The 26,717-nt window shown below is 57.5% G+C and carries 33 protein-coding genes, 1 tRNA gene and 1 pseudogene; 15 read left to right on the top strand and 20 right to left on the bottom strand.

Annotated elements, in window-relative coordinates; genetic code table 11:
* Positions 1 to 13: 13 nt before the first annotated feature.
* Positions 14 to 1,138 (top strand): MFS transporter, encoded by a 1,125-nt coding sequence (locus A3L02_RS05850; RefSeq protein ID WP_088863055.1) that lies wholly within the window; start codon positions 14 to 16, stop codon positions 1,136 to 1,138.
* Here the strand turns inward: A3L02_RS05850 and A3L02_RS05845 are convergent.
* Positions 1,125 to 2,321 carry a proteasome-activating nucleotidase gene (locus A3L02_RS05845; RefSeq protein ID WP_088863054.1) on the bottom strand — a complete coding sequence of 399 codons (1,197 nt, stop codon included), beginning with the start codon at positions 2,319 to 2,321 and terminating at the stop codon, positions 1,125 to 1,127. The genes A3L02_RS05850 and A3L02_RS05845 overlap by 14 nt on opposite strands.
* 201 nt (positions 2,322 to 2,522) lie before the next feature.
* On the opposite strand from A3L02_RS05845, the gene cas6 reads away from it, so the two are divergent.
* A complete protein-coding gene (gene cas6, locus A3L02_RS05840) occupies positions 2,523 to 3,272 on the top strand; it encodes a CRISPR-associated endoribonuclease Cas6 (protein ID WP_088863053.1) in 750 nt (249 codons plus the stop codon).
* On the opposite strand, the gene A3L02_RS05835 is transcribed toward cas6, so the two are convergent.
* The gene (locus tag A3L02_RS05835; RefSeq protein WP_088863052.1) at positions 3,229 to 4,137 is read right to left on the bottom strand and encodes an MraY family glycosyltransferase; all 909 of its coding nucleotides are present in this window, start codon (positions 4,135 to 4,137) and stop codon (positions 3,229 to 3,231) included. The genes cas6 and A3L02_RS05835 overlap by 44 nt on opposite strands.
* A gap of 54 nt (positions 4,138 to 4,191) precedes the next feature.
* Here A3L02_RS05835 and A3L02_RS05830 point away from each other — a divergent pair, with 54 nt between their 5' ends.
* Entirely contained in the window at positions 4,192 to 5,514 is a 1,323-nt protein-coding gene (locus tag A3L02_RS05830) for a glycosyltransferase (protein ID WP_088863051.1), read from the top strand.
* Positions 5,515 to 5,519: 5 nt separating this feature from the next.
* Entirely contained in the window at positions 5,520 to 5,885 is a 366-nt protein-coding gene (locus A3L02_RS05825) for a DUF2304 domain-containing protein (protein WP_088863050.1), read from the top strand.
* On the opposite strand, the gene A3L02_RS05820 is transcribed toward A3L02_RS05825, so the two are convergent.
* The 3 genes from A3L02_RS05820 to A3L02_RS05810 are packed head-to-tail and all read right to left on the bottom strand — an operon-like array spanning position 5,882 to position 7,578.
* Positions 5,882 to 6,418, bottom strand: coding sequence for a deoxycytidylate deaminase (locus A3L02_RS05820; RefSeq protein WP_088863049.1), 537 nt, complete (start codon positions 6,416 to 6,418; stop codon positions 5,882 to 5,884). The two genes, A3L02_RS05825 and A3L02_RS05820, sit on opposite strands and share 4 nt — an antisense overlap.
* A 5-nt stretch (positions 6,419 to 6,423) precedes the next feature.
* Positions 6,424 to 7,206 (bottom strand): M48 family metallopeptidase, encoded by a 783-nt coding sequence (locus tag A3L02_RS05815; RefSeq protein ID WP_088863048.1) that lies wholly within the window; start codon positions 7,204 to 7,206, stop codon positions 6,424 to 6,426.
* A gap of 6 nt (positions 7,207 to 7,212) precedes the next feature.
* On the bottom strand, positions 7,213 to 7,578 hold the full coding sequence (locus tag A3L02_RS05810) for a BlaI/MecI/CopY family transcriptional regulator (RefSeq protein ID WP_088863047.1): 366 nt from the start codon (positions 7,576 to 7,578) through the stop codon (positions 7,213 to 7,215).
* 133 nt (positions 7,579 to 7,711) lie between these two features.
* Between A3L02_RS05810 and A3L02_RS05805 the strand changes: the two genes are divergently transcribed.
* Positions 7,712 to 7,789 (top strand) — tRNA-Arg (locus A3L02_RS05805).
* 334 nt (positions 7,790 to 8,123) lie between these two features.
* Here the strand turns inward: A3L02_RS05805 and A3L02_RS05800 are convergent.
* The 4 genes from A3L02_RS05800 to cgi121 form a co-directional block, all read right to left on the bottom strand.
* Positions 8,124 to 8,453, bottom strand: coding sequence for a hypothetical protein (locus A3L02_RS05800; protein ID WP_088863046.1), 330 nt, complete (start codon positions 8,451 to 8,453; stop codon positions 8,124 to 8,126).
* Positions 8,443 to 9,648 carry an MFS transporter gene (locus tag A3L02_RS05795; protein WP_088863045.1) on the bottom strand — a complete coding sequence of 402 codons (1,206 nt, stop codon included), beginning with the start codon at positions 9,646 to 9,648 and terminating at the stop codon, positions 8,443 to 8,445. The genes A3L02_RS05800 and A3L02_RS05795 overlap by 11 nt, the downstream gene beginning before the upstream one ends.
* Before the next feature lie 64 nt (positions 9,649 to 9,712).
* A complete protein-coding gene (locus A3L02_RS05790) occupies positions 9,713 to 10,891 on the bottom strand; it encodes a pyridoxal phosphate-dependent aminotransferase (protein WP_088863044.1) in 1,179 nt (392 codons plus the stop codon).
* An 84-nt stretch (positions 10,892 to 10,975) separates the two neighbouring features.
* Positions 10,976 to 11,383 carry a KEOPS complex subunit Cgi121 gene (cgi121, locus tag A3L02_RS05785; protein WP_088863043.1) on the bottom strand — a complete coding sequence of 136 codons (408 nt, stop codon included), beginning with the start codon at positions 11,381 to 11,383 and terminating at the stop codon, positions 10,976 to 10,978.
* Between the two features lie 210 nt (positions 11,384 to 11,593).
* Between cgi121 and A3L02_RS05780 the strand changes: the two genes are divergently transcribed.
* The 4 genes and pseudogenes from A3L02_RS05780 to A3L02_RS05765 all read left to right on the top strand — a co-directional run bounded on the left by A3L02_RS05780 (position 11,594) and on the right by A3L02_RS05765 (position 14,218).
* The gene (locus tag A3L02_RS05780; protein ID WP_088863042.1) at positions 11,594 to 11,785 is read left to right on the top strand and encodes a ribbon-helix-helix domain-containing protein; all 192 of its coding nucleotides are present in this window, start codon (positions 11,594 to 11,596) and stop codon (positions 11,783 to 11,785) included.
* 65 nt (positions 11,786 to 11,850) lie between these two features.
* Positions 11,851 to 13,095, top strand: a complete 1,245-nt coding sequence (gene ftsZ, locus A3L02_RS05775) for a cell division protein FtsZ (protein WP_088863041.1) — start codon at positions 11,851 to 11,853, stop codon at positions 13,093 to 13,095.
* A gap of 29 nt (positions 13,096 to 13,124) precedes the next feature.
* Positions 13,125 to 13,892, top strand: a pseudogene (locus A3L02_RS05770) (ParA family protein); the annotation flags it as partial.
* A 14-nt stretch (positions 13,893 to 13,906) separates the two neighbouring features.
* Positions 13,907 to 14,218 (top strand): CopG family transcriptional regulator, encoded by a 312-nt coding sequence (locus A3L02_RS05765; RefSeq protein ID WP_237268578.1) that lies wholly within the window; start codon positions 13,907 to 13,909, stop codon positions 14,216 to 14,218.
* Between the two features lie 94 nt (positions 14,219 to 14,312).
* On the opposite strand, the gene A3L02_RS05760 is transcribed toward A3L02_RS05765, so the two are convergent.
* The 7 genes from A3L02_RS05760 to A3L02_RS05735 all read right to left on the bottom strand — a co-directional run bounded on the left by A3L02_RS05760 (position 14,313) and on the right by A3L02_RS05735 (position 19,455).
* Entirely contained in the window at positions 14,313 to 14,765 is a 453-nt protein-coding gene (locus A3L02_RS05760; protein WP_088863039.1) for an adenylyltransferase/cytidyltransferase family protein, read from the bottom strand.
* 1 nt (position 14,766) lies between these two features.
* Positions 14,767 to 15,285, bottom strand: a complete 519-nt coding sequence (locus A3L02_RS05755; protein WP_088863038.1) for an RNA-binding protein — start codon at positions 15,283 to 15,285, stop codon at positions 14,767 to 14,769.
* Positions 15,286 to 15,288: 3 nt separating this feature from the next.
* Positions 15,289 to 15,921, bottom strand: a complete 633-nt coding sequence (pyrF, locus tag A3L02_RS05750) for an orotidine-5'-phosphate decarboxylase (RefSeq protein ID WP_088863037.1) — start codon at positions 15,919 to 15,921, stop codon at positions 15,289 to 15,291.
* Positions 15,922 to 15,925: 4 nt separating this feature from the next.
* Positions 15,926 to 16,528: a DUF4443 domain-containing protein gene (locus A3L02_RS05745; RefSeq protein ID WP_088863036.1), complete on the bottom strand. Its 603-nt coding sequence runs from the start codon at positions 16,526 to 16,528 to the stop codon at positions 15,926 to 15,928.
* Between the two features lie 51 nt (positions 16,529 to 16,579).
* Positions 16,580 to 17,728, bottom strand: coding sequence for an inositol-3-phosphate synthase (locus A3L02_RS05740; protein ID WP_088863035.1), 1,149 nt, complete (start codon positions 17,726 to 17,728; stop codon positions 16,580 to 16,582).
* Complete coding sequence (locus tag A3L02_RS10215; protein ID WP_157895740.1) at positions 17,713 to 18,072, bottom strand: hypothetical protein; 360 nt, start codon at positions 18,070 to 18,072, stop codon at positions 17,713 to 17,715. Before A3L02_RS10215 ends, A3L02_RS05740 begins: the two co-directional genes overlap by 16 nt.
* A gap of 84 nt (positions 18,073 to 18,156) precedes the next feature.
* Positions 18,157 to 19,455 carry a bifunctional L-myo-inositol-1-phosphate cytidylyltransferase/CDP-L-myo-inositol myo-inositolphosphotransferase gene (locus tag A3L02_RS05735; RefSeq protein ID WP_088863034.1) on the bottom strand — a complete coding sequence of 433 codons (1,299 nt, stop codon included), beginning with the start codon at positions 19,453 to 19,455 and terminating at the stop codon, positions 18,157 to 18,159.
* A gap of 83 nt (positions 19,456 to 19,538) precedes the next feature.
* Here A3L02_RS05735 and A3L02_RS05730 point away from each other — a divergent pair, with 83 nt between their 5' ends.
* The 3 genes from A3L02_RS05730 to A3L02_RS05720 are packed head-to-tail and all read left to right on the top strand — an operon-like array spanning position 19,539 to position 22,508.
* Entirely contained in the window at positions 19,539 to 20,225 is a 687-nt protein-coding gene (locus A3L02_RS05730; RefSeq protein WP_088863033.1) for a diphthine--ammonia ligase, read from the top strand.
* A gap of 51 nt (positions 20,226 to 20,276) precedes the next feature.
* Positions 20,277 to 21,038, top strand: a complete 762-nt coding sequence (locus A3L02_RS05725) for an ABC transporter ATP-binding protein (protein WP_088863032.1) — start codon at positions 20,277 to 20,279, stop codon at positions 21,036 to 21,038.
* 9 nt (positions 21,039 to 21,047) lie between these two features.
* Positions 21,048 to 22,508, top strand: a complete 1,461-nt coding sequence (locus A3L02_RS05720; RefSeq protein ID WP_088863031.1) for a hypothetical protein — start codon at positions 21,048 to 21,050, stop codon at positions 22,506 to 22,508.
* Here A3L02_RS05720 and A3L02_RS05715 read toward each other — a convergent pair.
* The 3 genes from A3L02_RS05715 to A3L02_RS05705 all read right to left on the bottom strand — a co-directional run bounded on the left by A3L02_RS05715 (position 22,498) and on the right by A3L02_RS05705 (position 24,276).
* Entirely contained in the window at positions 22,498 to 22,854 is a 357-nt protein-coding gene (locus A3L02_RS05715; protein WP_088863030.1) for an Mth938-like domain-containing protein, read from the bottom strand. The genes A3L02_RS05720 and A3L02_RS05715 overlap by 11 nt on opposite strands.
* Positions 22,851 to 23,363, bottom strand: a complete 513-nt coding sequence (locus tag A3L02_RS05710; protein ID WP_088863029.1) for an NUDIX domain-containing protein — start codon at positions 23,361 to 23,363, stop codon at positions 22,851 to 22,853. Before A3L02_RS05710 ends, A3L02_RS05715 begins: the two co-directional genes overlap by 4 nt.
* An 88-nt stretch (positions 23,364 to 23,451) precedes the next feature.
* Positions 23,452 to 24,276, bottom strand: a complete 825-nt coding sequence (locus tag A3L02_RS05705; RefSeq protein ID WP_088863028.1) for a PfkB family carbohydrate kinase — start codon at positions 24,274 to 24,276, stop codon at positions 23,452 to 23,454.
* Positions 24,277 to 24,398: 122 nt separating this feature from the next.
* Here A3L02_RS05705 and A3L02_RS05700 point away from each other — a divergent pair, with 122 nt between their 5' ends.
* The 3 genes from A3L02_RS05700 to A3L02_RS05690 are packed head-to-tail and all read left to right on the top strand — an operon-like array spanning position 24,399 to position 26,132.
* Complete coding sequence (locus A3L02_RS05700; protein WP_088863027.1) at positions 24,399 to 24,710, top strand: Gar1/Naf1 family protein; 312 nt, start codon at positions 24,399 to 24,401, stop codon at positions 24,708 to 24,710.
* 6 nt (positions 24,711 to 24,716) lie between these two features.
* Positions 24,717 to 25,628 (top strand): transcription initiation factor IIB, encoded by a 912-nt coding sequence (locus tag A3L02_RS05695; protein ID WP_088863026.1) that lies wholly within the window; start codon positions 24,717 to 24,719, stop codon positions 25,626 to 25,628.
* A 9-nt stretch (positions 25,629 to 25,637) separates the two neighbouring features.
* Positions 25,638 to 26,132 (top strand): metallophosphoesterase, encoded by a 495-nt coding sequence (locus A3L02_RS05690; protein WP_088863025.1) that lies wholly within the window; start codon positions 25,638 to 25,640, stop codon positions 26,130 to 26,132.
* A 51-nt stretch (positions 26,133 to 26,183) separates the two neighbouring features.
* Here A3L02_RS05690 and hpkB read toward each other — a convergent pair whose 3' ends face one another.
* Positions 26,184 to 26,387, bottom strand: coding sequence for an archaeal histone HpkB (gene hpkB / locus A3L02_RS05685; RefSeq protein ID WP_088863024.1), 204 nt, complete (start codon positions 26,385 to 26,387; stop codon positions 26,184 to 26,186).
* Between the last annotated feature and the right edge of the window lie 330 nt (positions 26,388 to 26,717).

Raw genomic sequence — 26,717 nt, 5'->3', positions numbered from 1 at the left:
CTTCATCGAAACTATGCGGAGGAGGCTTCTGTTGCTGGTCTCTCTCGGCTGGATCTTCAACTACGCTCACAGGATGGCGATTCCGCCACTCATCCCCATGATAAAAACCGAGCTGGGGATAAACAACGCGGAGGCGGGGCTCCTGATGACTGCCCTGCTCCTGCCCTACGCCATCGTACAGGTTCCGGCGGGCTATTTGGGGGACCGCCTTGGGAGAAAGAGCCTCCTCGTCCTCAGCATAATTGGCTACTCCCTTTCCTCTGCCCTCATAATCTTTGCCCGCCAGTACTGGGAATTGCTGGGGATCAGGGCCCTTTACGGTCTCTTCTCTGGCCTGTACTACGCTCCCGCCACTGCCCTCATAAGCGAGGTCCATCGGGAACGGAAGGGTTCTGCACTGGGCGTCTTTATGGTCGGTCCCCCCGTTGGCAGCGGGATAGTTCCGCTGATAGTTGTCCCCATAGCGCTAAGCTTTGAATGGCGCTACGCCTTCCTGGTGCTGGCGGCCATGAGTCTCGTAACCGGCCTCGCCCTTGCCCTCGCCGTCAGAGGTGAGGTCTCAAAGCCGTCCCGCGTCAGGTTCTCGATCCCCGGAAACGTTTTTCTTCTCAGCCTCGCGAACTTCATCGTTCTGGCGGCCTTCTTTGGGCTCCTGACCTTTCTCGTATCCTTCCTGGTGAGTGCCGGTGTTTCCTTTGGAAGGGCCTCCCTGCTTTTCTCACTCCTCTCGGTCATAGGTGTCGCCGGCTCACTCTTCGGGGGCACCCTCTACGACAGGATCGGAAGGAGAAGCGTATCCGTGGTCTTCGGCCTCAACGCCCTGCTCACACTGGTCCTTGCCCTAACGGCTTCTCCGTGGGTGATAATCCCTCTGGGGCTGACGTTCTACTCCGTCGGGGCAATAGTTACTGCGTATACGTCAGAAAAGGCTACCGGGGAAAACCTCGGCTCCGTTATGGGTTTCGTCAACATGGTGGGGTTCTTCGGTGCCACCGTTGGCCCGTACGTCGTCGGCCTCCTCATTGACGGCTTTGGTTATTCAAAGGCGTTTCTATCGATGCCCCTGATGTACCTGGCGGCGTGGGTGATAATCCGGATGGAAGAAAAGATGGAGGAAAGGCGGCTCAACCGTACATGACCTCGTGCATGGCTATCTGCTGGGCCAGCCTCTGTTCCCCGCCGAGCACTTTCTCGATGGCCTTCAGGAAGTCCTCCTGAGTTACGTACTCGCGCCTCGCCCTTATGGCGAACATTCCCGCCTCGGTTGCTATGGCCTTTAGATCGGCACCGCTCGCTCCCTCCGTCATCTCCGCGATAACGCGCAGGTCAACGCCCCTGAGGTTCATCCTCCTCGTGTGGACCTTGAGTATCTCCAGCCTTCCACGGAAGTCCGGGAGCGGGACCTCTATGAGCCTGTCGAAGCGCCCGGGCCTCAGCAGCGCCGGGTCGAGGATGTCCGGCCTGTTGGTCGCGGCTATGACCTTGACGTTGCCCCTCGGGTCGAAGCCGTCCATCTCCGCCAGGAGTTGCATCAGGGTCCTGTTGACCTCCCTCTCGCCGCCCGTCGTCTCGTCCATTCTCTTGGCGCCTATCGCGTCTATCTCGTCGATGAAGATTATCGTTGGCGCCTTCTCCTTGGCGAGCTCGAACAGCTCGTGGACCAGCCGCGCCCCCTCGCCTATGAACTTCCTGACCAGCTCGCTACCAACGACCCTTATGAACGTGGCGTTGACCTCGCGTGCCAGTGCCTTCGCCATGAGGGTCTTTCCGCATCCCGGTGGGCCGTAGAGGAGAACTCCCTTCGGCGGTTCGATCCCGACCTTGTCGAAGAGCTCCGGATGCTTCAGGGGAAGCTCCACAGCCTCTCTCAACTCCTGGAGTTGCTTGTCAAGGCCCCCGATGTCCCTGTAACTAACCTCGGGCTTCTCGATGACCTCGAACCCGAGAACGCTCGGGTCCTTCTCGCTCGGGAGAAGCTCCACCACCGCCATGGTCCTCTGGTCGAGGGCGACCCTTGCTCCCGGTTTCAGGTTCTCCCGCTCGATCCACGGGGCTATCCTGACCACGAAACGCGGCCCGTTGTAGTTCTGAACTATCGCCCTGTCCTCGTCGAGGAGCTCCAGTAACGTCCCCGCAAACGCCGGCGGTTGCCTTAACCTTGACATCTCCATCCTCAGGCGAGAAAGTTCCCTCTCCAGCTTCTCTTTATCCGCCTCGAGGGTTCTCACCTGGAGCTCGAGCTGCCTTATGCGCCTTTTGAGGTACATGACGTAGTCATCGTACTCGTTTGATGGTTCAGTCCCAACGTCTTCGACGCTCATAATCCTCACCTCTCACACTCCAAACTTTGCAGAAGGGTCTTTTAACTCTATCTTTTCCATACACCCTTGGGCACGCCACTTTATATACCTTTGGTGCGAGATACGGGGCTCCCCGCCGCGAGTTCGTGGAGTTTATTTGCGAAATTCTTATTAACTTCGGGCCCCAATTGTAAAAAGGTTATAACATAGGGGTGGGATATAATGAGGGTTGAGATAAAGTTCAGACCATCGGAGGAAGGCACCATCCTCCCGTTCAACTACAATTACGATGTCTATGCTCAAATCTTAGAAAAGATAGCGATGGTTTCCCCCGATATCGCTCACGAGGCCGAGGTGAGCCACGCCGATTACTTCACGTTCTCCCGCATCATGGTCAGGAAGCGTGAACTCGTCCCGGACAGGGGTATACGGGTACTCTCCGACGACGTTTCCCTCTACGTTTCATCTTCTTCCGGCGAGCTGATAAAGGCCGTTGTGGAGGGGTTTATAGAGAGCCCGGTTCTTCAGCTGGGCGAGGCCGCCTTCATAGCGGATGATGTCAAGATCCTCAGGGAGCCCAGGATAAAGGATGGGGCGCTCTTCTCGACCCTCAGTCCCGTGGTGGTCAGGACGGTCAAACTCAGCGGCGACAGGATGAAGATATGGGACCTCTACCCCAACGAAGAGACCTTCTTCGATAAGCTCCGCAAGGTGATGCTGATGAGGTACTCCGCCATAACGGGTTCCATGCCAGAGGAGAAGGACTTCTCGATCGAGGTCGTCAAGTTCAAGCCCGTCAGGATCCTCGTCAGGGACACCTACTACCGCGGCTCCCTCATGATATTCCGCTACCACGGTTCCAAGGAAATAGCGCGCTTCGGCTACGACAACGGCTTCGGGGAGAAGACGCGCTATGGCTTCGGGATGGTCAAAGTAATAGATGAAGAGCCCAGACGAGAAGACCGAGACTGAATTCTATCAGCCATACTATCGCCACCAGTTCGGGTTCTGTGACCCTGACCCTTCTCATTATCGTACCGAGGAAGCTTGGATAAGGGGGTGCCTGGAGCGTTCCGTCCGGAAGGAGCCTCGTTCTTCCGTGCCTCCTGACGCCGAAGCGAACACCCGTAGCCTTTATCGTGAAGTCGATGAAATGCGGCAAGAGGAGGATGGCCGCGTAGACCTCGACCTTTCCGAGGATTCCGACGAGTCCTATCAACGCCCCCAGGCTGAGCGTTCCGGTGTCGCCCGGAAAGACCCTCGCAGGATAGCGGTTCCACCACAGGAAGCCCAGCGCCGCGCTCATGCCGGTGAGGGCGATCAATCTGGCGTTTCCCTCTGTTATCGCGCCGAGAACCCCGAGGATTATCGCCGAGGTTCCCACCTCGAGCCCGTTGAACCCCGCGAGCATGTTAACGAGGTTCGCTGAACCTGTAACGAAGAGCACCGCGAAGAGGGGGTAAAGAAGGCCGAGGTTGAGGGTGTAACCGAAGACGTCCACCGCAGGGGAAACGTCGAGGAACGCCGCGGGAACCGAAATTAGGAGCGAGAGGAGGACCTTGTGGGACTGTCTGAGGTTCGTTAGATCGTCGATGGCCCCTATGATCCCGAAGAGCAGGAAGACGAGGAGAACTTTTGCAACATCCCCCTCCATAAACGGGGAGAGCGCCAGGGGAAGGGAAAGAAGAATCGCCGTCCCCCCCATCTCCGCCACTTCCGGCTGGTCCGCCTTGTGGATGTCCCTCCCGACGATTCCGGCCCTTTTCATCCTTCCGGCGAGGTAGGGGGTGATCGTGAGGGTTAGGGTTAAAGCTATAAGTGAAGCGACCGCTATCATATCCGACACCCTCTTTCGTTATACCCCCTCAAAAATAAACCCTTCGGTGAGAGCATGGACGTTAAACTCGTGGTCTTCGATCTCGACGGAACTCTAATCGGCGCGCCGGAACCCTTTTCCGAGATTAAAGGGGAGCTCAAATCCCGACTTTTGGGGATGGGAATTCCAGAGGAAACGATGGGCGATCTGACGCCGATGTACGAGAGCCTTTTGAGGATAGCCCGGGAAACCGGGAGGGACTTCGACGAGCTCTACTCCATCCTCGTGGAGCTCGAAACGGAGAGGATTAGGGATAGTTTTCTCTTCGATGGCGTCACCGATGTCCTGGACTTCCTGAGGGAACGGGGCGTCAGGACGGCGATAATGACGAGGAGCTCCCGGAGGGCAACGCTGAAGGCCCTGGAGATGCACGGGATAAGGGATTACTTCGAGGTTGTCTCAACGAGGGACGACGTTCCACCGGAGGAGCTCAAGCCCAATCCAGGACAGCTCAAGCGAATAATCGAGGCCTTCCACCTCGAGCCGACCAGAGTTTTGGTCGTTGGGGACCACGGCTACGACGTCCTGCCGGCGACGGAACTCGGGGCCTTGAGCGTGATGGTGACGGGCCACACCTCGGGGAGGATGAGCTTCTCGGTCGATGCCACTCCTAACTTTGAGGTTCGGGACATGGGCTCCCTGAGGGAACTCCTCGAGAACCTCCTGAGTACCTACGTAGTAGTTCCCGCTTACAACGAGGAGCCCACGATAGGGGACGTCCTCGACGACCTGCTGAGGTACTTCCGGCGGGAGGAGATAGTGGTCGTCAACGACGGCTCCCGCGACGGGACCCTTGAGATAGCCCGCTCGAAGGGCGTCCACGTCCTCACCCACCTCGTAAACCGCGGCCTCGGGGGCGCCCTCGGCACGGGGATAGCCTACGCCCTAAGGAAGAACGCCCGGCTCATCCTGACCTTCGACGCCGACGGCCAGCACCTCCTGAGCGACGCCCTCCGCGTTATGAAGCCCGTAGCCGAGGGGAGGGCGGATTTCGCCGTCGGTTCCCGGTTGAAGGGGGACGTCAGCCAGATGCCCTTCGTGAAGCGCTTCGGGAACTTCGTTCTCGATGCCATAACGGCCCTTTTTGCGGGCAAATACGTCAGCGACAGCCAGAGCGGGCTGAGGTGCTTCAACCGGGCCTGCGCTTCCAGGATAAGGATAACCTGCGACCGCTACGCGGTTTCGAGCGAGATAATAATCGAGGTGGCTAAGAAGGGGTGCCGTATAGTCGAGGTTCCCATCCGGGCCGTTTACACGGACTACTCCATGAGGAAGGGGACCAACGTCTTGGAGGGCGTTAAGATAGCCCTAAACCTGCTGTTTGACAAGCTGAGGTGATGGTGATGTACGCGGTTCAGTATATGGCCATAGTTACCGTGCTGGCCCTGATGCTCTACGTGCTCGGCAAGTACGGGAAGAGGGAACTCGAGTGGGGGGATCTCCTCTTCTGGGAGACCATCCTGGTCGGCCTCCTCGTAGTCTCGATCTTTCCCGTCGAGATGGCCCTCACGATAAAGCGACTGCTGGGCCTCGGCAGGGGCCTTGACTCGCTCTTCGTGGTGGCCATTGGGCTGGCCTACCTCATGATATTCAAGGTCTACCTTGCAGTGGACAGAACCGAGAGGGAGATAACCGAGCTTACGAGGAAGATAGCCATCGAGCTGGAGGAAATAAACGAGAGGCTGGAGAAGATGGACGAAAAGCCCTAATCGACGAACTCCCCGAAGAGCTCCTCGAGGAACGCCCTCACCCTCTCCTTTGAGAGTCTGAACTGCCTTATCTTCACTATCCCCTTTTCCCGCGCCTCTCTCAGCAGAATCTCCGTTGCTTCGTTCGGGTACATCTCCTCGTAGACTATCTCCGTTATCCCCGCGTTCACCACTATCTTGAAGCAGGTGTCGCAGGGGAAGTGTGTGACGTAGAGCGTGGCCCCCTCGAGGCTTATGCCCTTCCTCGCGGCCATGGCTATGACGTTCTGCTCGGCGTGAACGGCCCTGTGGCAGTGCCCGTCAACGATGAGGCACCCGACGTCGATGCAGTGGTCCATCCCCCTCGGTGCTCCGTTGTAGCCCGTCGCGAGGATGTAGCCGTCCTTAACGGCCACGGCACCGACCCTAAGGCGCGGGCAGGTCGCTCTAAGCGACACGAGCTTGGCTATGAGCATGAAGTACTCGTCCTTGGTCGGGCGCAGTCGTTTTATTCTCTCCGCTTTTTCCTTGTCGAGTATTATCTCAACGGTCATGGGCATCACTGCATGCGCCTGTTGAACATGTTGTTGCCGTTGATCTCCACCAGTATGCGGAATATCCTCTCGTCGTAGCTTGGGTGGGTTTCCATTATGGCAGGCTTCTGCTTTCTCTCTATGGATGGCTCTATGCTCGGCAGGGCGCTCATTTTGACGTTCATCCTTAGGTCCTCGTAGTATTTGAGCTCCTCGAGGGCCCTCTTGAGGCTCATGGGCACGTCAAGGAGTCTGAGCGCCGTTTCATCCGCCTTGAACTCCCTGCTTTTAAGGAAGTTTGCCCTCGCCACCTCGTAGATACCGTAGAGGACGAGCGCGGTAATCGTAACGACCGACCTGTGGGCCAGGAGTATGAGCACCGCCGTGAAGGTTATCATCAGGTGCCTGCCGTAGGCCAAGAGTGGAAATAGTTTCGTGTCCCTGTTCTTTATGTGGCCGAGCTCGTGGGCCGCCACCGCGAGGATCTCATCCTCCTCGAGAACCTCAAAGAGCCCCATGGAGAGGACTATCGTGTTTTTGAAGGAGTAGGCGTTCGGTATGTAGTCGTCCAGGATGTAAACCCTTGGCATTGGGAGTCCGGCCTTTTTAGCCATTTTGGCTATGCCATCGTAGAGCCACGGGCTCTCGCTCCTCTCGAGTGTTATGTAACCCCCTTTGATGTCCCTCGTCGAGATCCAGAGGTAAAGCAGGACCACGGAGCCGAAGGCGGCCAGGACTATCCCCAGGCCGAGCTCCTTCAGGGCCATCAAGGCCAGTAAAACCTCGAGGGCCATGATGATGAACAGCATACCGCATCACTTCTTGATCCTGGACAGGTAGGCGTAGGTGGCCTCCCTGAAGTTCGTCATGAGGGCATCGAGGATGCTCTGGACGACCTTTTCCTCGAACTCCTCGCGGGTTGTCGTTATGGAATATACGTACCTCATTCCGCCCCTTCCCCTCTCAACCCGTCTCGTTAGGAGCCCGCGCTCGCAAAGGCGGTTCATGAGGATGCTTATGGTGGAGCGTCTTATGTCGGGGTGTTTCTCCTTCATGTACTCGTAGACCTGGCCCGCCGTCGCAACCTTCACCCTCCACATGTGTTCCATTATCTCGGCCTCGAGGGGGGGAAGAACGGCCTTTATGCCCTCCTCCGTGAGCTTGAACTCGTGGGGTTCCATGGTACCACTCCCTTCTTTTTTTATTTCCTTGTAGGACAACCCGACTAAAAAGTTTTTGCGTTTTGGTCTCGTGCATTTTCTGGCGAAGGAACGATTAGATTTTTAAATCCCTCCCGAAAATATCTACGGGCACGGGCCGGTGGCCTAGCCAGGATGGGGCGTCGGCCTCCGGAGCCGAAGGTCGCGGGTTCGAATCCCGCCCGGCCCGCCATAACGAAAGACAAGGGGGCTCCGCCCCCACACCCCCGGAACAGGTTCCTGCTCCGCAAAGCGCTGGCGGAAATAGGCGTGACTCCTTTTAGGGTGGTTGTGATGTGTTTGCTAAGGTAAAGACTGCTCTTGGGTTTTGAATTCACTCTTCTTAAGAAAGCTTTTATGGTGTGGTTTACTTTTGGATGGCGCTCCTTCGGAGCGCGGGAGAATCCTAAACCCCTTGAATTTGATCATTTTAATCTTGAATTCGGAGTTCAATGGCCCCGTTTGAGGGTGTAACACTCACGAAAGGGACTCTTTTGAAAAAAAGCTTGCTGGCGAAAAGTTTGCTTCTACGGCATCTTCAACTCCGTTCTCACTTCCCCGTCCATCAGAACGACGAGGATAAGGGCCGAGAGCAGGGTCAGCGTTACCGCAGGGAGGGAGAGGCCAACCATAACCCACAGGAGTCCGAAGAGGAGGTCAAGGAGGGCTATGTACGCGGCGAGATCCACGAGCGTATCGTGTCCCCTCCACACCCCGTAGGCGAAGAGCAGGTGCACGCTCCCGACCATGAGGTATCCCGTGAAGTTGTACTCCTCCCCGAAACTCATTCCCGCTATCCCGTAGAAGAAGAGCGCGAGAAGAAGGAAAAAGGAAACGACGAGTGGTTTAGGCCTCATCTCCGAGCTCCTCCACTGGCAGTCTCATCCTTGAGACGGCGATGAGGGTTAGAATTCCAACGAGCGGCATCAAAGCCAGCTCGCCGAGGGCCAGCCCCACGCTATGGCCAGCCAGTACGTTGGTGAGCCCCGGTGCTATCACGTTGGCCGAGTTCGAGATGAGGCCGAGGGCAAAGCTGGCCTTCGGGAAGATGCTCTTTGGATAGGTCGCGGGTGCGCTGGTCCAGAACGCCGGGCCCGTTCCCTGGAGGGCGCCGACGAGGGCGACGGAGGCGAGGGCCAGACCGTAACTCCCATCGAGCATGGCCTTCCCGTAGATCACGAGACCAACGAACGCCACCGCGTAGGAGAATATCATCACCTGGACGATGGCCTTGAAAAGTCCCCTCGAACTCGGGTTTTTCCTCGACAGGAGATAGCCCACGTACCCCATGCCTATGCTCCAGAGGGCCTTTGATACGCTGAGTCCGGTGCTGAGTGTTGCTACCTGCCCCATGGTCCAGCCGAGCTCGTAGCCTATGCTGGATGAGAAGCCTATTATTGTGAATATGACCCACAGGGCCGGGAAGAACGTGAGGCCGAGCACCCACGTGAAGGGCATCTTCCAGACGTTTACCTTTGCGTTGCCTTCCGTTTTGTGGATTATCTCGAAGTCCTCCACAAAGAGCCACCAGAGGGCGAGGACCGCGTACATCACGAGGACGGTGACCAGGAAACCTCCCCTCCAGCCGAAGTTCCTAACCGCGTACTTGGCGCTTATGCTCCCGAACACCCCTCCCCAGAAGATACCGGAGAGTATTATACCCTTGGCGAGGGGCCTCTCGGCAACGAAGAAGCCGGCTATCTGGGTGCTGAAGAGCGGCACGAGCGTAATGACGAAACCCTGCACGAACCTCAGGAACACCACGGTGTTCCAGTTGGGCGCGAAGGGTATTAGTGCCTGTGGTATCGCCGCCCAGCTGAGCGCTATGGCCACGCTCCTCTTGAAGCTTCCCTCGTAGAGCCTGGTGTGTCCGAGGAGGAACGCGACGAAGAGGCCGAAAACGTAGGCTATGTGCTGCCACTCGTACTGGGCGTCGCTTATTCCAAAGTGCGCCATCACATCGGGCTTCGCGACGCTCATCATGGTCAGGGTTCCAAGCCCCGCCGTCATGACCAGGGTGTCAAGCAGGACCGTACTCCACCTTCTGTCCATTTCGATCCCTCCTTCTCCTCTAAAGGATGTGGATGGTCAGAACGTCGCCAGGTTACGTTCCCCGTCAGAGCTTTGAGAGCGCCTCGTGCATCCTGTGCATCGCCTCAACGAGCTGATCCTTCTTGGTAGCGTAGCTTATCCTTATCCAGCCCTCGCCGGCTTTTCCAAAGGCGGTTCCGGGGATGACGACGACACCGGCGTTCTCAAGTAACCACTCCGCGAAATCCTCACTGCTCATGTCCAGGCTCGGGTCTATCTTCGCCCAGATGTAGAAGGCACCCCTTGGCCTGAACGGGGTTACGTGCGGCATCTTCTCCAGATGCTTCAGAGTTATTCTCCTCCTCTCGGCGTAGGTTTGCCTCATACGTTCGAGGGCTTCCCAGCTCCTCTTGTCCCTCAGGGCGGTGATCCCGGCCATCTGCACGAAGGAGGCAACGTTTCCGATAATGTACGCGTGGAGCTTTATCATATCCCGGATGACCTGCCTCGGGGCTATGGTGAAGCCGAGCCTCCAGCCCGTCATGGCGAAGGTCTTGGAGAAGCTGTTGGCCAGGACGGTGTTGTCCGGGGCGTACTTTATCATCGGGTAGTGCTTCGCCCCCTCGTAAAGGAAGTGCTCGTAGGGTTCGTCGCTGAGTATGTAAATATTATAATCCTCCGCTATGTCCGCGATGGCTTTAACGACTTTTTTTCGGAGAACCGCGCCGGTGGGGTTGTTGGGATAGTTGATGACGAGCATCCTCGTGCGTTTGGTTATGGCCTCTACGAGTTCATCTGGGTCGACCTGAAACTCGTTCTCCTCCCTGAGGGGTATCCTTATTATGCCCGCCTCGGCTATCTTGGCATCCTCAACGTAGGACACGAAGGCCGGATCGGGGATTATGACGTCGTCCCCCTCTTCAAGGAGGGTCTCAAAGGCCAGATATGTCGCCTCGTAAGCGCCGGCGGTGACTATTATGTCTTCAGGTGATACATCGACTTTGTAGTGGGTCCTGTAGTACTCGGCTATGGCCTCGCGGAACTCGGGAATACCCGCGTTGGGGGTGTAGTGGGTGTAACCTTCATCCAGGGCCCTTTTCGCGGCCTCCTTGATGACCTGAGGGGTGTCAAAATCCGGCTCGCCGATGCCGAGGGAGATAACGTTCTCCATCTTCCTTGCTTTCTCAAAGAGCTCCCTGATTTTCGAGCGCTGGATGAGGTTTATCCTGCCGGCGAGGAAGTATTTGCGCTTCTTATATCTCATTAGCATCACCTCAAGCACTTCGGAGATGAGGGAGGGCTTTTATAAACCTATCCTCAATAATGTACAGAAACATGCAGAAGAGATTTACAAAACTTCAACGAGTGCCGCTTTTTCAAGAAAAGTCTTCAATCTTTCCTCCCTGCAGTCTGTCATAGGACGCTCCCTCAGGTTGAGTTCGGTTAGAACTTCCAGAGCCCTCTCACGGGTTCCGAAGACGACCAGGTAGTTCTCCCCGTTTTTTATCCCGTTTTGGGCTATGGCATCCTTTATCTGAAGCGTTCCCGCGAGTCGGAGGAGCAGTTCTCCCCCAAGGGTTCTTGCGTGGTTCGTACCTCTTTTGAATGAACGTAGTGCCATCAATGCCGCGAAAGCGACCGCCTCCCAGCAGGGGGCGCTGACTACCTGAACGTCTCCACCGAGCTTCGGAATAAGGCTCTCGGCATCTTCGACGTGGACTTTCGTGATGTGGAGTTTTTCCGTTATTTCCTTCATCAAACCCCCCGAATCTGGCTGAGATATTCGATGTTAAAATCCTTTCTCTCCCCGGATTTTTGTGCTTCTGAGCTATTTTTCTGATTTTTGGATTTTTTTCAAAAATTTTTTGAGATTAATATTATGGTAATATTATCAACCATCCGCAAAGTATTTAACTAATTAAATCACTAACTATTCCAGCGGCTTACTGAACTGGGTGGTGCAGGAATGAGCAAAATGCGTATCATCAGTGTACAGCTCCCGCAGGGTCTGATTAACGCCATGGACCAGCTTGTTAAGAGGGGGGTTTACCCCAACCGGAGCGAGGTCATCAGGGAAGCGATTCGAGAGCTTCTGAAGAAAGAACTCTATCAACTTGAGACTGAAGAACGCTCAACGCCCGACTACGTCCTAAAATAAGCCGCTGAAATCACACCTTAAAATAAAGCTCATCAAAAGCCAGACGTGTTGAGGGGGTTGGGGCGATGGTGTTTAAACTCCTGGAGCAGGCAGGAATAAAACTCGATCTGGACGACGACGCCAAGACCGCAAAGCTGGAGGATTTTCCTGATGGGGATCTCAACGATCTGATAAGAATCGTTATAGTTGGGGTTGGTGGTTCCGGAAACAACACCATAAGCAGGCTCTACGAGCTCGGTGTTCAGGGTGCCGAGCTCATAGCCATGAACACGGACGCACAGCATCTGGCCAGAGTAAAAGCCCACAAAAAGCTCCTTCTCGGCAAGGAGATAACGCAGGGAAAGGGCTCGGGTGGGGATCCGGAAGTAGGCTACCGTGCGGCCGAGGCGAGCGCCCACGAGATCGCCGAGACCATCGGTGACGCCGACCTCGTGTTCATAACCGCAGGTATGGGTAACGGCACCGGTACTGGAGCGGCCCCTGTCGTCGCCAAGGTGATTAAGGAGCGTGCCAGGCACAACGGTCGCTTCAGGGAACCGCTCGTTGTCAGTGTTGTAACCTACCCGTTCAAGAACGAGGGCAAGGTGAGGATCGAGAAGGCCAAGGCCGGAATAAAGGCCCTCATGTACTACTCCGACACCGTCATCATAATCGAGAACGACAGGCTCCTCAAACTCGTGCCGAAGCTCCCGATAAACGCGGCCTTCCGCTTCGCCGACGAGATAATAGCGAGGATGGTCAAGGGCATAACCGAGACCATAAAGCTCCCCTCGATGGTGAACATCGACTTCGCCGACGTCTACAGCGTCATGCACAACGGCGGCGCGGCGCTGATAGGGATAGGCGAGAGCGATTCAAGCAACAGAGCCGTCGATGCCGTCAAGAACGCCCTCGAGAACAAGATGCTCGAGGTTAAGTACGGGAGCGGCGATAAAGCCCTGGTCCACTTCACCGTCGGGCCTGACGTCAGCCTCGGCGAGATAAACGACGCCATGAACGTCGTTTACGAGAAGCTCGGGGAGAAGAGCGAAATCAAGTGGGGGGCCAGGATAGACGAGGACATGGGCAAGGTCGTCAGGGCCATGGTTATAATGACTGGGGTTGAATCTCCCAACATACTCGGGGGCGAGCATGCCCTCCGCGTTGGCTCCTCGTTCAAGGAGAACATCATAGCCCCCAAGCCCGCCAAGCCATTCAAGTCCAATGACGATGGTTTCGACAGGATATTCAACGCCATCTCCAAGAAGGAGGCTAAAGAACTCCCCGTCCACGTTAAGAGGGTCCTCGATGACTTCATAGACATCGCCTGACCCTTTCTTTACCTTTGGCAGGTGGTCCCATGGCAGTGGTCATCAGCGTAGCCAACCAGAAGGGCGGGGTCGGAAAGACCACCCTGACCATGAACCTCGGGCATGCGCTTGCCGATATGGGCAAAAGGGTTCTTCTCGTGGATGTTGACCCTCAGTTCAACCTAACCTTCGGGCTCATAGGCATGGACGTCCTCCGGTACGGCGAGTCCAACGTGGGAACTCTGATGACGAGGGAGAGCGATATAGGGGACACGGTGGTTCAGGTAAGGGAGAACCTCGACCTCATACCGAGCCACCTCAACCTCTCCGCCAAGGAGATAGAGATAATCAACGCCTACAACCGCGAGAGGAGGCTCGAGAAGGCCCTCACGCCGATACTCCCGGACTACGACTACGTCCTCATAGACAACCCCCCGAGCATGGGCATCTTCCTCGTGAACTCGCTCACCGCCTCGGACTACGTCCTGATACCGCTCGAGCTGAGCTACTTCGGCGTCATCGGGATGCAGCTCATGTTCAACCTCATGCGCATGATCCGCGAGGAGACCAACGAGAACCTTAAGTTGCTCGGCCTCGTGCCCAACAAGTTCACCCGCCAGACGAAGGTTCCGAAGATGCGCCTCAAGGAGCTCAAGGAAACCTACCCGGACGCCCCGATTCTCACGACCATTCCTAAGGCGATTGCCCTCGAGAAGGCCCAGGGCCAGGGGATGAGCATCTTTGAGTTCGATGGGGACGGTAGGGCCTCCAGGGCCCTTCTAAAGCTCGCGAGAGAGGTGGTTGAAATTGTCGAAGGAATAAAATCCCTCGGTTGTTTGACGGTTCCGTTAACGAGCTCACCCGGCCTTCGAAGCCCAGGAAGGAGCAGAAGGCCAAATCCAGGGATCTTAAGAAGGAGAAGAAGCAGAAGACCCTCTACATAAGCCTCGACATGAACAGGAAGCTCATAGAGCTCTACGGCGAGGAGGGGAGGAGGCAGAGCGTCATCGTGGAGGACGCGGTCAACCTGTACTACTACCTGAAACTCGCCCTCGGTGAGAAGAAGTTCGACGAGCTGATGAGCGCCGTTAAGAAAGAGGACCCGGAGTTCCTGAGGGGGTACATGGAGAGATTCAGACTCTGACGTTAACCCAGGTGTTCAAGCCAGAACTGAAATCAGTTCATAAAATCCAGCCCCAGCTCTCTCATCCCCCTGTCCGTAGAATAAGAGGCTAAAATCACTCGCAGAACGTCTCCACTATCCTCTGGATTATCTTGCTGGTCTTCGCCCTGTCCTTTTTGTAGAGGTAGGGTATCCTCATGACCTCCGCGTCTATCCCGTGTTCCCTCAGCTCCTTCTTGAGGCGCTCGCAGTTGAAGGCCTGGTCGGGCCCTATGGCCACCACGTCAGGGTCTATCCTCTTCACCAGTTCGTAGTCTACTCTCCCCGGAGAACCGATGTAGACCTCGTCCACGACCTTAAGAGCCTTCAGGAGCTCCGCCCTGTCCTCGGCGCTGTTAACCGGTTTCCTCCCTTTCTGCTGTCTGACGGTCTCGTCGTGGGCCACTATCACGATTAGCTCGTCCCCAAGAGCCTTTGCCTGGCTGAGAAAATGAACGTGACCGACGTGCAGGATGTCGAAGACCCCGCCGACGAGTACCCGAATCTTCCCCTTCTCCTTTTTTTCCATATCAGCCCACCGTCAGTTCCCAGATCCTGTCCCTGGCGTGGTGGATGTTCTTCACCGCCTTTCCCCTGGGCTTCTCCTTCATGGCCTTTCCGTCCATCAGCGCCACACCTATCGCGAGGGGCCTCCCGTAGTCCTCCTCGACGACGAAGACGAAGTCCCCCTCTTTGATGTTTTCATCGGCGTCGGTTATCCCCGCGGCCATGACGTCGGCACCCTTGAGGATGAAGGGCACCGCGCCGGCGTCCACAACGACCCTCCGCGGCCACTTCCTCAGGTCCTCCTCGTTGGAGAGCTCGTAGAGGGCGATGACCAGAGGGAATATAAGGTCCTTTCTCCTGATGAAGAAGGGTCTGCCGTTGACGAGGAGTATCTCCGTCGTCCTGTCGAACTCGGCCACCTCAACCCTGTCCTTCTTGCGGAGCATCTTCTTGGCGATCTCCTCGCCGAACGTCCCCTCCATCTCGCGGATTATCTCCTTTATCTCCTTCTTGCTGAGCGGGTGTTTGACCTTAAGCTCCATGAGTTACACCCCCAGGATCTCCTCGTGGAGTCTTCTGGCGCTCTCACGCGGGTTTTCGCTTTCGTATATGGAGCGACCGACTATGATGTAATCGGCGCCGGCCTTTAAAACCTCCCCGGCTTTGCCCCCCTGGGCACCGACGCCGGGCGTCAGGATTTTGATACCATCCTTGAGCCTCGAGCGGATGTAGGAAACCCTCTCGGGCCTCGTTGCGGGCGCTATGACGCCGAAGGGCTCGAGCTCGTTGGTCAGCTCTATCAGCTTATCCGTCGCCGGCTGTATGAACTCCCTCGCACCGGGATGGCTCATCTCCACGACGATTATCGTTTCCCCGAGCTCCATGACGGCTTTAACGCTGTCCCTCCCTGTGAAGCCGTGGGCTATGACGTAGTCCGCCCCGGCCCCGAAAACTCTCCTCGCTATCAGCCCGTTGGTGTTCGGTATGTCGGCGAGCTTTAGGTCGGCTATCACCGGCAGTCCCGTGACCTGCTTGAGCTCGGTTACGATGCCCAAACCCGAACCGATTATCAGGGGCCAGTTGACCTTCACCGCCCAGAGGTAGTCGGCGGTGCACTCGGCTATCTCGAGCGCCCGCTCCCTCTCGTAAACGTCGAGGGCGAGTATGAGCCTTTTCATACCTTCACCTCACGAGGGAAGTTATCTCGCCCGGGACCTCGCCACCCTTGAGGGCCAATGCCACGTGGTAGGCGCTCTTTATCGCGTGCGCCTCCTTCCCTGCCCAGGTAACCACGACAAGGTCACCGTCGTTGAGCTTGAATAATCTCTTGATGCCCTCCGCGAGTTCGGGCATGGTCTGGCTCAGCGGCCTTCCATCCTCGGGGAAAACGGGTTCGCCGTTCTTCACTATGAGTATCATCGCGCCCCTGGCGAAGAAGCGTATGGCCTCGTCGCGGAGCTCGATGCTCTTAAAGGCGGGCGGTTTCCTCACCACGAGGCCGTAGGCGGGGTAACCGTCAACCTCGCCAACTCGCCGGGCCTCCGAGAAGTTTTCCGAGATCCTTTCGAGGAGTTTCATCCCCTCCCCGTTGAGCGAGTGCCCGCGCTGGGTCGAGTGAATGAGCCCTCGCTGTGAGATCTTCCTCAAAAGCGTTCTAACACTGCCCTCACCAAGCTCCAGAGCTTCTGATACGGCCTTTCTCCCCGTCGGATTCCGGAGCATGAAGAGAACCGCGACGGCGTCCTCAAGCGTGAACTCGGGATAGGCTCCCCTCTTCCAGCCCATCGACTTCCCTCCGAGAAAAGTAGGGGTAGGAGATTAAAAAGTTTTAGAGAATCAGAGCCATCTCGGCTTCAGGCCGGCCCACATCCTGACCTTCTCGTGGGCTATTATGCGCGGGATGTTGGGCTTCTCCTTCGGTCCGGGGTTCTTCATGTAGAAGGCGTTGACCTCGTAAACCGTTCCGAAGGCCTTCTTCTCGACCGCCATCTTCCCGAGCCTGACGAGGTCGACGAGCAGGCCCGCTAAGGCCGGACTGTCGTTTATCCTGCCCGTGATTACTATCTCGTCGTGGGCGCCGTTGAAGCTGACGTACTCGATGTGCATGGCGATGAACTTCTTGTCGCCGAGGGGCTCGAGGAAGCCGGTGGGCTTGATGTAGTGCGGCGCGTCGTAGCCGAGTAGGTCCTTGACGACCGAGCTCTTCGTGAACTCCTTGCTCCTGTTCCTCTCCTTGTCAGTTAACGCCAGGAAGTCGTTGTTTCCGCCGATGTTGAACTGGGCTATGTCGAGGACCTTGCGGTTCCTCTGGGCGAGGTGGCTCAACACGTCGGCGGTGAGCGGCGTCGCCCCCGTGGCACCGTCGTCCCCGAATACCACCAGGTTGCTCTCCCTCGCGAGCTCGACGAAAGCCGGGTCGTTGGCTATCAGCGTCGGAATGGCGTTGACGAAGGCGGCTCCTCCAACCTCTTTGGCGTACCTGGCGGCGGCGTAGGCGTAGACCTGAACGGCCGTCAGTCTGTCCTTCCTGTCCTCGGCGATGGCCCGCTCAAGTTCCTCCCTGCTCTCGAAGGGAACGAAGGCCTCTGTGGTGCAGACGTTGACGATGACATCTGGTTTTAGCTCCTTCCACTCCTCCACGAGGTGCTCCACCGCCTCGCTCAGCGTCATCTCGTCGTCGAGGCCGACCGCCTTGAGCGGGAGGTTCCTCAGGCTTCCCAGATGGATTCCCTTCCTGATAGTTATCCCCTTGAGGCTCTCGGGGGCATCGGGGTCGTAGGCCTTGACGACGTCGTGGAGGTCCTTTCCGACCTTGGACGCGTCCACGTCGTAGGAACCGACTATCTCAACGTCCCTGATCTTAATCGGGAGCTCATCCCCCAGCGGGACTCCATAGGGCTCCATCTTTCCGGCCTTTATCTTCTCCAGGCCGCTCGCGAATATGCTGGCAACGTAGCCCTGTCCGAGTATCACAACCCTGACCATTTCCTCCACCTCCTTTCCTTGCAGTGAATTATTTTATAGCAGTTAAATAGTTTTTGGTAGAAAAATGATTTTGCCCTATAAATTCCCTCAAGGCAAGAACGTGAGCATGAGCGGTATTTTGAGCGGTGTAAGGGGCTTTTAGAGACTGAAATCAAAGCCCACCCTCCCCAGCATTCCGAGGATCTCCTCAAGGATTCCCCGTTTTCCCGGTCCGAGCTCCACGATTTTCCGTGGGTGCAGGAGGGGCCATGACCATCTTCCACGGCCTCCCTAACCAGGGACGTTGCAAGGGTTGTTTTACCGGAATCGTGGGGAAGGACGCCAACTACCAGTATTGATGGCACCTCGGTCACCCCCACCTTTGTCGGTTTTCCTCCGATACCCAGCAGGTCTTTCCGGGGCCAAATGGACCCTAATCCAGAGGGCATTTAACTCTCGGGACGGCCTGATTTTTCCCTCCGCACCAGCCACGCCGTCATGATAACCCGGAGGTTCGTTACCGCGGCGAGGAGGAGGAAGAGCGCCTTGACGGATGCCTCAACGGGGTACAGCAGGAAGAGCATCGTCATGAAGATCCTCTCGTCCCTCTTTCCGGGGAGTCTTCTCAGGGCTGGAATCGTCCCGTAGGCGTCCTCACAGTACGCCGCTTTGAAGCGCTCCGTGGAGTAGCTCACCATCACCGAGCCGAGGAGTGCCAGGAGTGCCACTGCGTACCAGAGGGGCTCTTTCAGAGTCGAATAGGCCAGGAGGGTGAGAAAGGCTCCGTCAGCGTAGCGGTCGAGGATGGAATCCAAGTAACCCCCGAAGCGGCTCGTCCTCAGCCCGGCCCTCGCGAGCTCCCCGTCCACCCCGTCCAGTATGGAGCTCAGCTGGTAGAGTACCCCCGCCAGCGGGAGACTGATGAGGGTTGTCAGGGCTGAGAGAATCCCCAAGACAAAGGTAACGGCGGTCATCGCGTTGGGGGTGGCCCGCTCGGTGAGGAGGTAGCTTAGCCTGGTTGAAATTTTCCTGTTGAGGTGCCTGCTGATGAAACCGTCGCCGCTTCCCTTAACCGCAGTCGAGACGAGCATTTTCCTTGCCCTTTTCACGTCTTCCGGGGTGTCAACGTCGGTCCAGGGGAGACCGTCGACGAACGTAACCGGGAGCCCCGCCCTTTTCACGACCTCGCTCAGGGGATAGTCCCCTCCCCTGTCCATCTCCAGCGCCCCGGTTACGCTGAATATTCCCCCGTCAAGGACGAAGAAGCCCGTATCGACGGCGTCCCATTCGTCCAGGTTCTTCCCTATCTCCTTTACCCTTCCGTTTTCGACCCATACCTTCGTCGCTTCCCCCAGGCTCACCCATTCCGGTCTCCTGTCGGCTACGAGGCCCCTCCCCTTAACCGCCCTCGCCACGAACTCCTCGCCGTAGACGTGGTCGCTCATTACGAGGACGAACTCCCCGGAGACCCTCTCCCGGGCGAGATGGAGCGAGTGTCCGTTTCCCTTCTCTGGTTCGGGGTTGATTACCAGTTCGGTGTTGAAACCGTGCCTCTCAACGAACTCGCGGTAGAGGGGGGCGTAGCGCTCGTTGGTAACTATCACGAACCTATCGACGCCGTTTCGGCTCAGAAGGGTGAGCGTCCTGTACAGGATCTCCCTTCCGGCCACCCTCAGGAGCCCCTTGGGCCTCTCCCCAATCCTCGTTCCGAGGCCGGCCGCCAGAACCACCGCCGTTTTTGGAGCCATAGGCATCACCTTTTTAAGGCCCCCGTCGAGCCACCTCCAGTGAGGGTTATCGACCGGTAATTTGAACCTTTCGGGTGAGGGGAATGCGGGTTGCGGTGCTCTACTCGGGCGGGAAGGACTCCAACTACGCCCTTTACTGGGCCTTGAGGGAAGGCTTCGAGGTGAAATACCTCGTCTCGATGGTGAGCGAGAGGGACGACAGCTACATGTACCACGTTCCCAACATAGGCCTCACCGAGCTACAGGCTAAAGCCGCTGGAATCCCGCTCGTCAAGGGCTTCACGAGCGGTGAGAAGGAGAGGGAAGTTGAGGACCTCAAGGACGTCCTCGAGGGGCTTAACGTCCAGGGCGTCGTCGCCGGGGCCCTCGCGAGCGAGTACCAGAAGAGGCGCGTCGACAGGGTCGCCGGGGAGCTGGGACTGAAGAGCTTCGCCCCGGCGTGGCACCGCGACCCCGTTGACTACATGCGTGAGATAATTCGTCTCTTCGACGTGGTCGTGGTCGGCGTCTCCGCCTACGGCCTCGATGAGAGCTGGCTCGGGAGGAAAATTGACGAGAAGGCCCTCGAGGAGCTCGTTAAGCTCCACGGAAAGTATGGGATCCACGTCGCCGGGGAAGGCGGTGAATACGAGACCTTCGTGAGGGACGCGCCCTTCTTCAGGGCGAGGGTGGTCTTTGACGAGGTCGAGAAGAGGTGGGACAACTGCAGTTACTCCGGCGTGCTCGAGGTGAAGGGGGCCCACCTCGAGCCGAAGGGGGCGAGGGCTTAGGCCCGCGGATAACTTTATTAATCCGGCCCGACTATTACCATCGGTGGTGGGATGATAGGGGTCGAGGGCCTCGTCAGGAGGTTCGGTTCTACGGTCGCTGTCAAAGGGATCACGTTCAACGTTAATGACGGAGAGATATACGGTCTCCTCGGGCCCAACGGGAGCGGAAAGAGCACCACCATGAAGATCCTCGCCGGGATAATCCCGCCGAGCGGTGGGAGGGTCGTCGTCAACGGAATCGACGTTTCCAGGGATCCCCTGCGGGTGAAGGAGGTGGTCGGCTACGTCCCCGAAACACCCCTTCTCTACGAGAGCCTGACGCCGGTGGAGTTCTTCAACTTCGTGGGGAGCGTGAGGGGGATCCCGCGGGAGGAACTTGGGGAGCGAGTTGAGACCCTCGTCAGGGCCTTCGGGATAGAGAGGTACCTCGGTGAGACGATAGGCGGCCTCAGCTTTGGAACAAAACAGAAGATATCCCTCATCTCGGCGATGCTCCACGACCCGCAGGTTCTGATACTGGACGAGGCGATGAACGGCCTCGATCCAAAGAGCGCGAGGATCCTGAGGGAATTGTTGCTCGGCTTCAAGGAGGAGGGAAAGAGTATAGTCTTCTCCACCCACGTCCTTGCGCTGGCGGAGACGATATGCGACCGCGTCGGGGTCATCTACAACGGCGAGATAATAGCGGAGGGGACGGTGGATGAACTCAAGGAGTTCGCCCACGAGGAGAGCCTGGAGGACGTCTTCCTCAAGCTCACGGAGAGCCAGGAAGAGGTCGCCGCCATAGTAGGGGCCCTCAGGGAGGCCTTTTAGGGTGGGAGCATGTGGTCGATAGTTAAAATCCTTTACCGGGAGCTCCACTACCGGCGCCTGAAGAGCAACCCTCAGATAGCGGCGGACCCCAAGAAATTCAGGAGGCAGTTGAGGAACTCGGGTGATATAAAGCGCGGCATCGCCCTCCAGTCGCTCGCCTTCCTGTTCTTCGGGTTTATGATGGCCGCCGCGGTTGGCACGGCGGGGAACATCACAAGGGCCGCGGTGATCTTCGCCACCTACTCCCTGCTTCCCTTCGTGATGGCCCTCTACACCACGACCGTGAACGCCTCCTACGCCGTCTCGATGGGCATCTTCGAGCCCCTCAAACCCCTCCCGGTTAAGACGGGTGCGAAATACCTCAGCGTTCTTCTCGCGATAGACACCGTTCCCGCAGTGATAGCCCTCCTGCCGCCCGCGTTCGTAATGATCATCGAGTACGGCCTCCCGGGTTTTCTGGCCCTGCTCTGGATGCTCACGGGGGCCTTCCTCGGCCATGTCCTCGGGCTGGCCACCTTCACCCTCTTCGGTTCGGCGGGCGTTGGAGGAAGATTTTCAAAGTTAAGGGCCCTCGCCAGGGTTCTTGGCGTCATCCTGTTCATCAGCGTCTTCTACGCCATCAACTACGTCCAGGAATACGTGGAGAGGCACTACAGGGAGCTCTTACCCTTCTTCTCCAAATATTCGGTGGCCTACCCCTTCTCAGTGGCGTCGATAACAAAACCGCTGGGCTCGTCCCTTCTCCTCCTCGGTTACCTCACGTTTCTGGTGCCGCTCTACCTTCTCGTTCTAAGAAAGCTGTGGGGTAGAATGGGCGAGGTGGGCCCCTCTCGCGAGAGGGTCGTCCCGTTTCGGGCCAGAACGCACCATCCCATCGTGGCGCTCGCCCTCAAGGACCTCAGGATAGCCTTCAGGAGGAGCGCCCTCTTCGTCGGTCTGGTCTTTCCGCTCTTCATGATCCTGCCGAGCGCTATCGCGCTCTTCTCCTCCGGCTCCCCTCGGGAATGGGCGGTCGTTTCGGTCCTCCTCATGATAGCGTGGGTGGCCTCCGTGAGCGTTGACACGGTGCTCAAGATAGACGGGAGGGAGTTCGAGTTCCTGAGAACGCTGCCGATAACCCTCGGGCGGTTCCTGCTGGCGAAGCTGATCGTTATGAACCTGGTCCCGGTGACGACAGGGGTCGGGCTGGTCCTCGCGGTCGCCTACCTCGACCCCCAAATAATGGTTCTCCTGCCAGCGGCCTTCCTTCTTCCTTTCCTCACCTCTTCGATCGCCCTCGCGTTCTTCTACTGGAACGAGCGGGAGCTCTCCGTCCCGGAGACGAGCTTCGGCCACTCCATAATCCTGCTTATCCTGAACGGGATGGCCCTGGGGGCGGTGGCCGGGGTCTGGTACTTCTTCGGCTACCCCTACGCCCTCGCCCTTGCCTCCGCTGGAACCGTCGTCGTTGTGAGGGCGGTCAGCAGGTGACGTGGAGGATCGCGAGGGTTCTACGGTTTCTGTGAATTTCGTTGAAGAGCTCCACCGCCTCCCCCGTCGGGAGCTCGTGGATTTCCCTGCCCTTGACGAGTTCCCTGCTCTCCGGGAGGAGCGACAGCCTTCCCCACGCCCCGGTTCCGACTATCAGGACGTCAAAATCCTCGCCAAGGTACTCCCTCAGCTCGTCCGGGTCGAGTCTGTGGCTCGTCCCGTGTTTCTCCTTGCTTATCCACTTCTTACGCATCTCAACCCTTCCGCTCGGGTAGATCACGACGTCGTGATCGTAGATCCTCCCGTTCACTGCTATCCTCCCGAATCCCGGGAACTCGAGCCTCATTCCCTCACCCCGAGAGCGTCCCTCAGGATCCGGCTGTGGTCGAAGGCGAGGGCCAACTCAAGCGCCTCGTCCACGGGGACGACGTGAACCTCCTTCGCATCGTCGCCGGCCCTGGGCTCCCCCCTTCCAAGGGCCAGAAAGGCCGTCGTCACCGTGTGTCCCCTCGGGTCGCGGTTCGGGTCGGAGTAAACCCCGACGAGCCGGATGAGCCTCACGTCAAGGCCCGTTTCCTCCTTCGCCTCCCTGACGGCCGCCTCCTCTACCCTCTCGCCGTACTCGACGAAGCCACCCGGCAGGGCAAAGCTCCCCTTGAACGGCTCGTTCTTCCTCTTTACGAGCACGACGCCGTCTCCGTGCAGGATGACCAGGTCGACGGTGAGACCTATGCACCGATGCATTTCGACCTTAAGCTCAGGGTGCCTCTCCCCGAGAAACTCCCTCAGCTCCTCCCTCACGGGTGAGATGTCGTGGTCCCTCGGGGCCTTCACGAGCAAAACGTACCTCTCCATGGTATCACCTCAGGAAAACGTCTCATCATCTTCAGCGTGCTGACGTCTCATCATCGGTGTAGAACATTGGGCCGGGAGCTTTATATCCTTACGCCCCCACCTCAACCTTCATGGCCAGCTCCCCGACCTCATCCATGGAAAACGAGAGGTCCCTGCGCTTCAAGAACAGGGCCGTGAAGGCGTTCGCCTTCTTTAGGGCCTGGATGAACGGACAGCGGGAGTAGAAGTAGCTGAACGATGCGAGGAACACGTCGCCGGCGCCCGTTGACTCCTCGATGTTCACCTTTGGGGGTTTGAACTTGTAAGCCCTTCCCTTTCGGTAGGCGATGCCCGGCTCCGCCCCGTTGGTCACTAACAGAACCTCAACATCGTCCGGTTCGAGGTTTCTCAGGTAGTCTATCTCGGCGAGGTCGGAGTGAACGACGTTAAGGCCACGCAGAAACGAAGCGTCGACCTCCCTCAGCTTCACCCCCCCGGGTAAGGTGTTCCTTATGAAGCCCTGAACGTCGGCCGCCAGAAAAGCCGCCCTCTCCTTGAACCTCCCCACAACGTCGGTTGGTATCTCCCCCGCGACGGGGTTGAGGATGATCATGTCGTACCTTCCATCCGGAACCTCGTTTATGTCCCCGGCCCGCGAGAGCAGTCTCAGTTCCCGATGGTTGGAGTCGAGGTAGCGGAGCTCGTAGGAGGTGCTCTCCTCTGAGGGTATCACCCGGAGCCTTATCCCCCTCGCCCTCAATTCCTCGAGCCACTCCCCCGGAAAGTCCTCTCCCACACTCGTCAGCACCTCAACGTCGCAGAACCTTGAGAGGGCCATGGCCGAGTAGTAGGCTCCCCCGCCGATCCGGGTTTCGAACCTCGAACCTTCGATGATTCTATCGATGACGAGGTGTCCGACCAGAAGGCACTTCATTTTAGCCAGCCTAATTACTGGTCTATAAACTATTTAGATAAAAACCTTTTGGAAACTTTCCGAAAGACTTATAAAGCTAAAAGCGAAAAGCTTAAAAGGATATGTCCTTTTGGGGTGGGGCTATGAAGCGCCTGGGTAAGGTTTCTCACTACGCGAAGCAGGGCTTCCTGATTCTGCGCACGGACTGGGTTCCTTCGCTCAACGATCCCGTGGTTGACAAAAAGCTAACCGTGATCGGAGTCGTGAAGGACGTTTTCGGGCCCGTTAAGAGGCCCTACGTTGCCGTGAAGCCCAGGGTAAAAGATCCCGAGGGCTACGTTGGGGCTCTGCTCTACGTTGATTCAAAACGCAGGAAGTCGAAGCCGGGAAAGGCCGGTAGGAGACACACCAAGGGCGGAAAGGTTAGACGCCCTGCCCCCAGAAAGAGGGGGTGAGAGCTTTTGGCTGATAAGATGGTTTGTCCGAGGTGTGGTTCGACCAATATTCAGTACGACCCCATGAGAGGGGAGTACTATTGCTCCGATTGTGGTTACGTCATCGAGCAGAACGTTATCGATGAGGGGCCGGAATGGCGCGCCTTCGACCCCGATCAGAGGGCAAAGCGCGCCAGAACCGGTGCGCCCATGACGTTGATGATCCACGATAAGGGTCTCTCCACGGACATAGACTGGCGCGATAGGGACATCCACGGCAACCAGATAACCGGCATGTACAGGACGAAACTGAGAAGGCTGAGGATGTGGCAGCGCAGGATGAGGATAAACGACGCCGCCGAGCGTAACCTCGCCTTCGCCCTCAGCGAGCTCGACAGGATGGCCGCCCAGATGAGACTGCCGAGGCGCGTTAAAGAGAGCGCCGCCTCACTTTACCGGAAGGCGGTAATGAAGAAGCTCATCCGCGGGAGGTCCATAGAGGGCATGGTCTCGGCGGCGCTCTACGCCGCCTGCAGGATAGAGAGGATGCCACGGACGCTCGACGAGATAGCGGCCGTCTCAAAGGTAACTAAGAAGGAGATAGGCAGGAGCTACCGCTTCCTCGCGAGGGGCCTCGGTCTCAACCTCAGACCGACCAGCCCGATAGACTACGTCGACCGCTTCGGTGATGCGCTCCACGTCAGCCAGAAAACAAAGAAGCGCGCCAAGGAAATACTCCAGGAGGCCATCAAGAGGGGCATCACCAGTGGAAAGGGTCCAACGGGGCTCGCCGCCGCGGCACTTTACGTTGCATCGATTCTGGAGGACGAGAAGAAGACCCAGCGTGAGGTGGCGGAGGTAGCGCACGTCACTGAGGTCACCGTCAGGAACAGGTATAAGGAACTCGTCGAGAAGCTCGGCATAAACGTCCCGATATGAGGGATGCCCTTGCTGATAGCGGTAACGGGCGACACCCATCACGGCGATAAGACCAAGAATCTCCCCTCCCTCCTTTTTGAGGGTCTTGAGAAGGAAAAACCCGATTTGATACTTCACACCGGGGACGTTACCTCGCACGAGCTCCTGGAACGGCTCGAGGAGTTTGCGCCGGTTATAGCTGTCCGCGGAAACGCCGACCATCTGAACCTCCCGGAGGAGAGGGTCATCGATGCAGAAGAGGCTAAAATCGGCCTCCTCCACGGCCACCAGTTCCTCTCGCTGAACGCCCAGTTTTTAACGCTCAAGGCGCTCGACATGGGTGTGGACGTTCTGGTATTCGGGCACACGCACCGTTTCTACTACGATACCTACTCCGTCCACGGAAACCGCGTCGTTCTCCTGAATCCCGGCTCACCCACGTTCCCGAGGATGGATTCGCCGGGTTTTGCACTGCTGGAGGTCAACGGCGGGAGCGTTAGGGTGGAGAGAATACGATTCTGGTGAGGACAACCCATAAATACTGGAAAACAGAAAAGCAGGAAAAGTCAAAGGCCATCAGCTCTTGATGGCGAGCTTGATGTCCTCGGCCTTAACGGTCTTTCTGCCTGCGTGGTGGGCGAGGTCGACCGCTTTCTTGGCGATCTCAATGCCCTTCTCCTCGAGGTGCTCGGCCAGAAGCTTGGCCGCCTCCTCGCTGACGCGGGCGGCGCCGGCCTTCCTTATCAACCTGTCAACCGGGGCAATTGGCAACTCAGCCATTTTCCCAACCTCCTAAGCGTTGTTTTGCAGGTATCTGCGTTTTATTCTAAGAAGGAAGGTCTATATAAACCTTTCGGAAACAGGGCCCTCTGGGGGCGATAATCGGCCGTTTTTGGATGGGTCGTTGAGAAATTTAACATCCTTGGACTTTTAACATATAAACAGCCCAACGCCAACCTGAGGACGAAGTTTTGAAAAGGTATATTCGGCCTCTGAATCACGTTTATCGGCTGGAAATGGCTTTAATTTTCAAAAGGGAGGTTGGAGTTTGAGGCACTGGCGCAGGAAACGCGCCCTCAATATCCAGCTGGGGGCAGGATGTCCCATTTC

This window comes from Thermococcus celer Vu 13 = JCM 8558, assembly GCF_002214365.1.
Classification (GTDB): domain Archaea; phylum Methanobacteriota_B; class Thermococci; order Thermococcales; family Thermococcaceae; genus Thermococcus; species Thermococcus celer.
The sequence above is the reverse complement of the archived record's forward strand: the minus strand, read 5'-3'. Positions and strand labels throughout refer to the sequence as shown.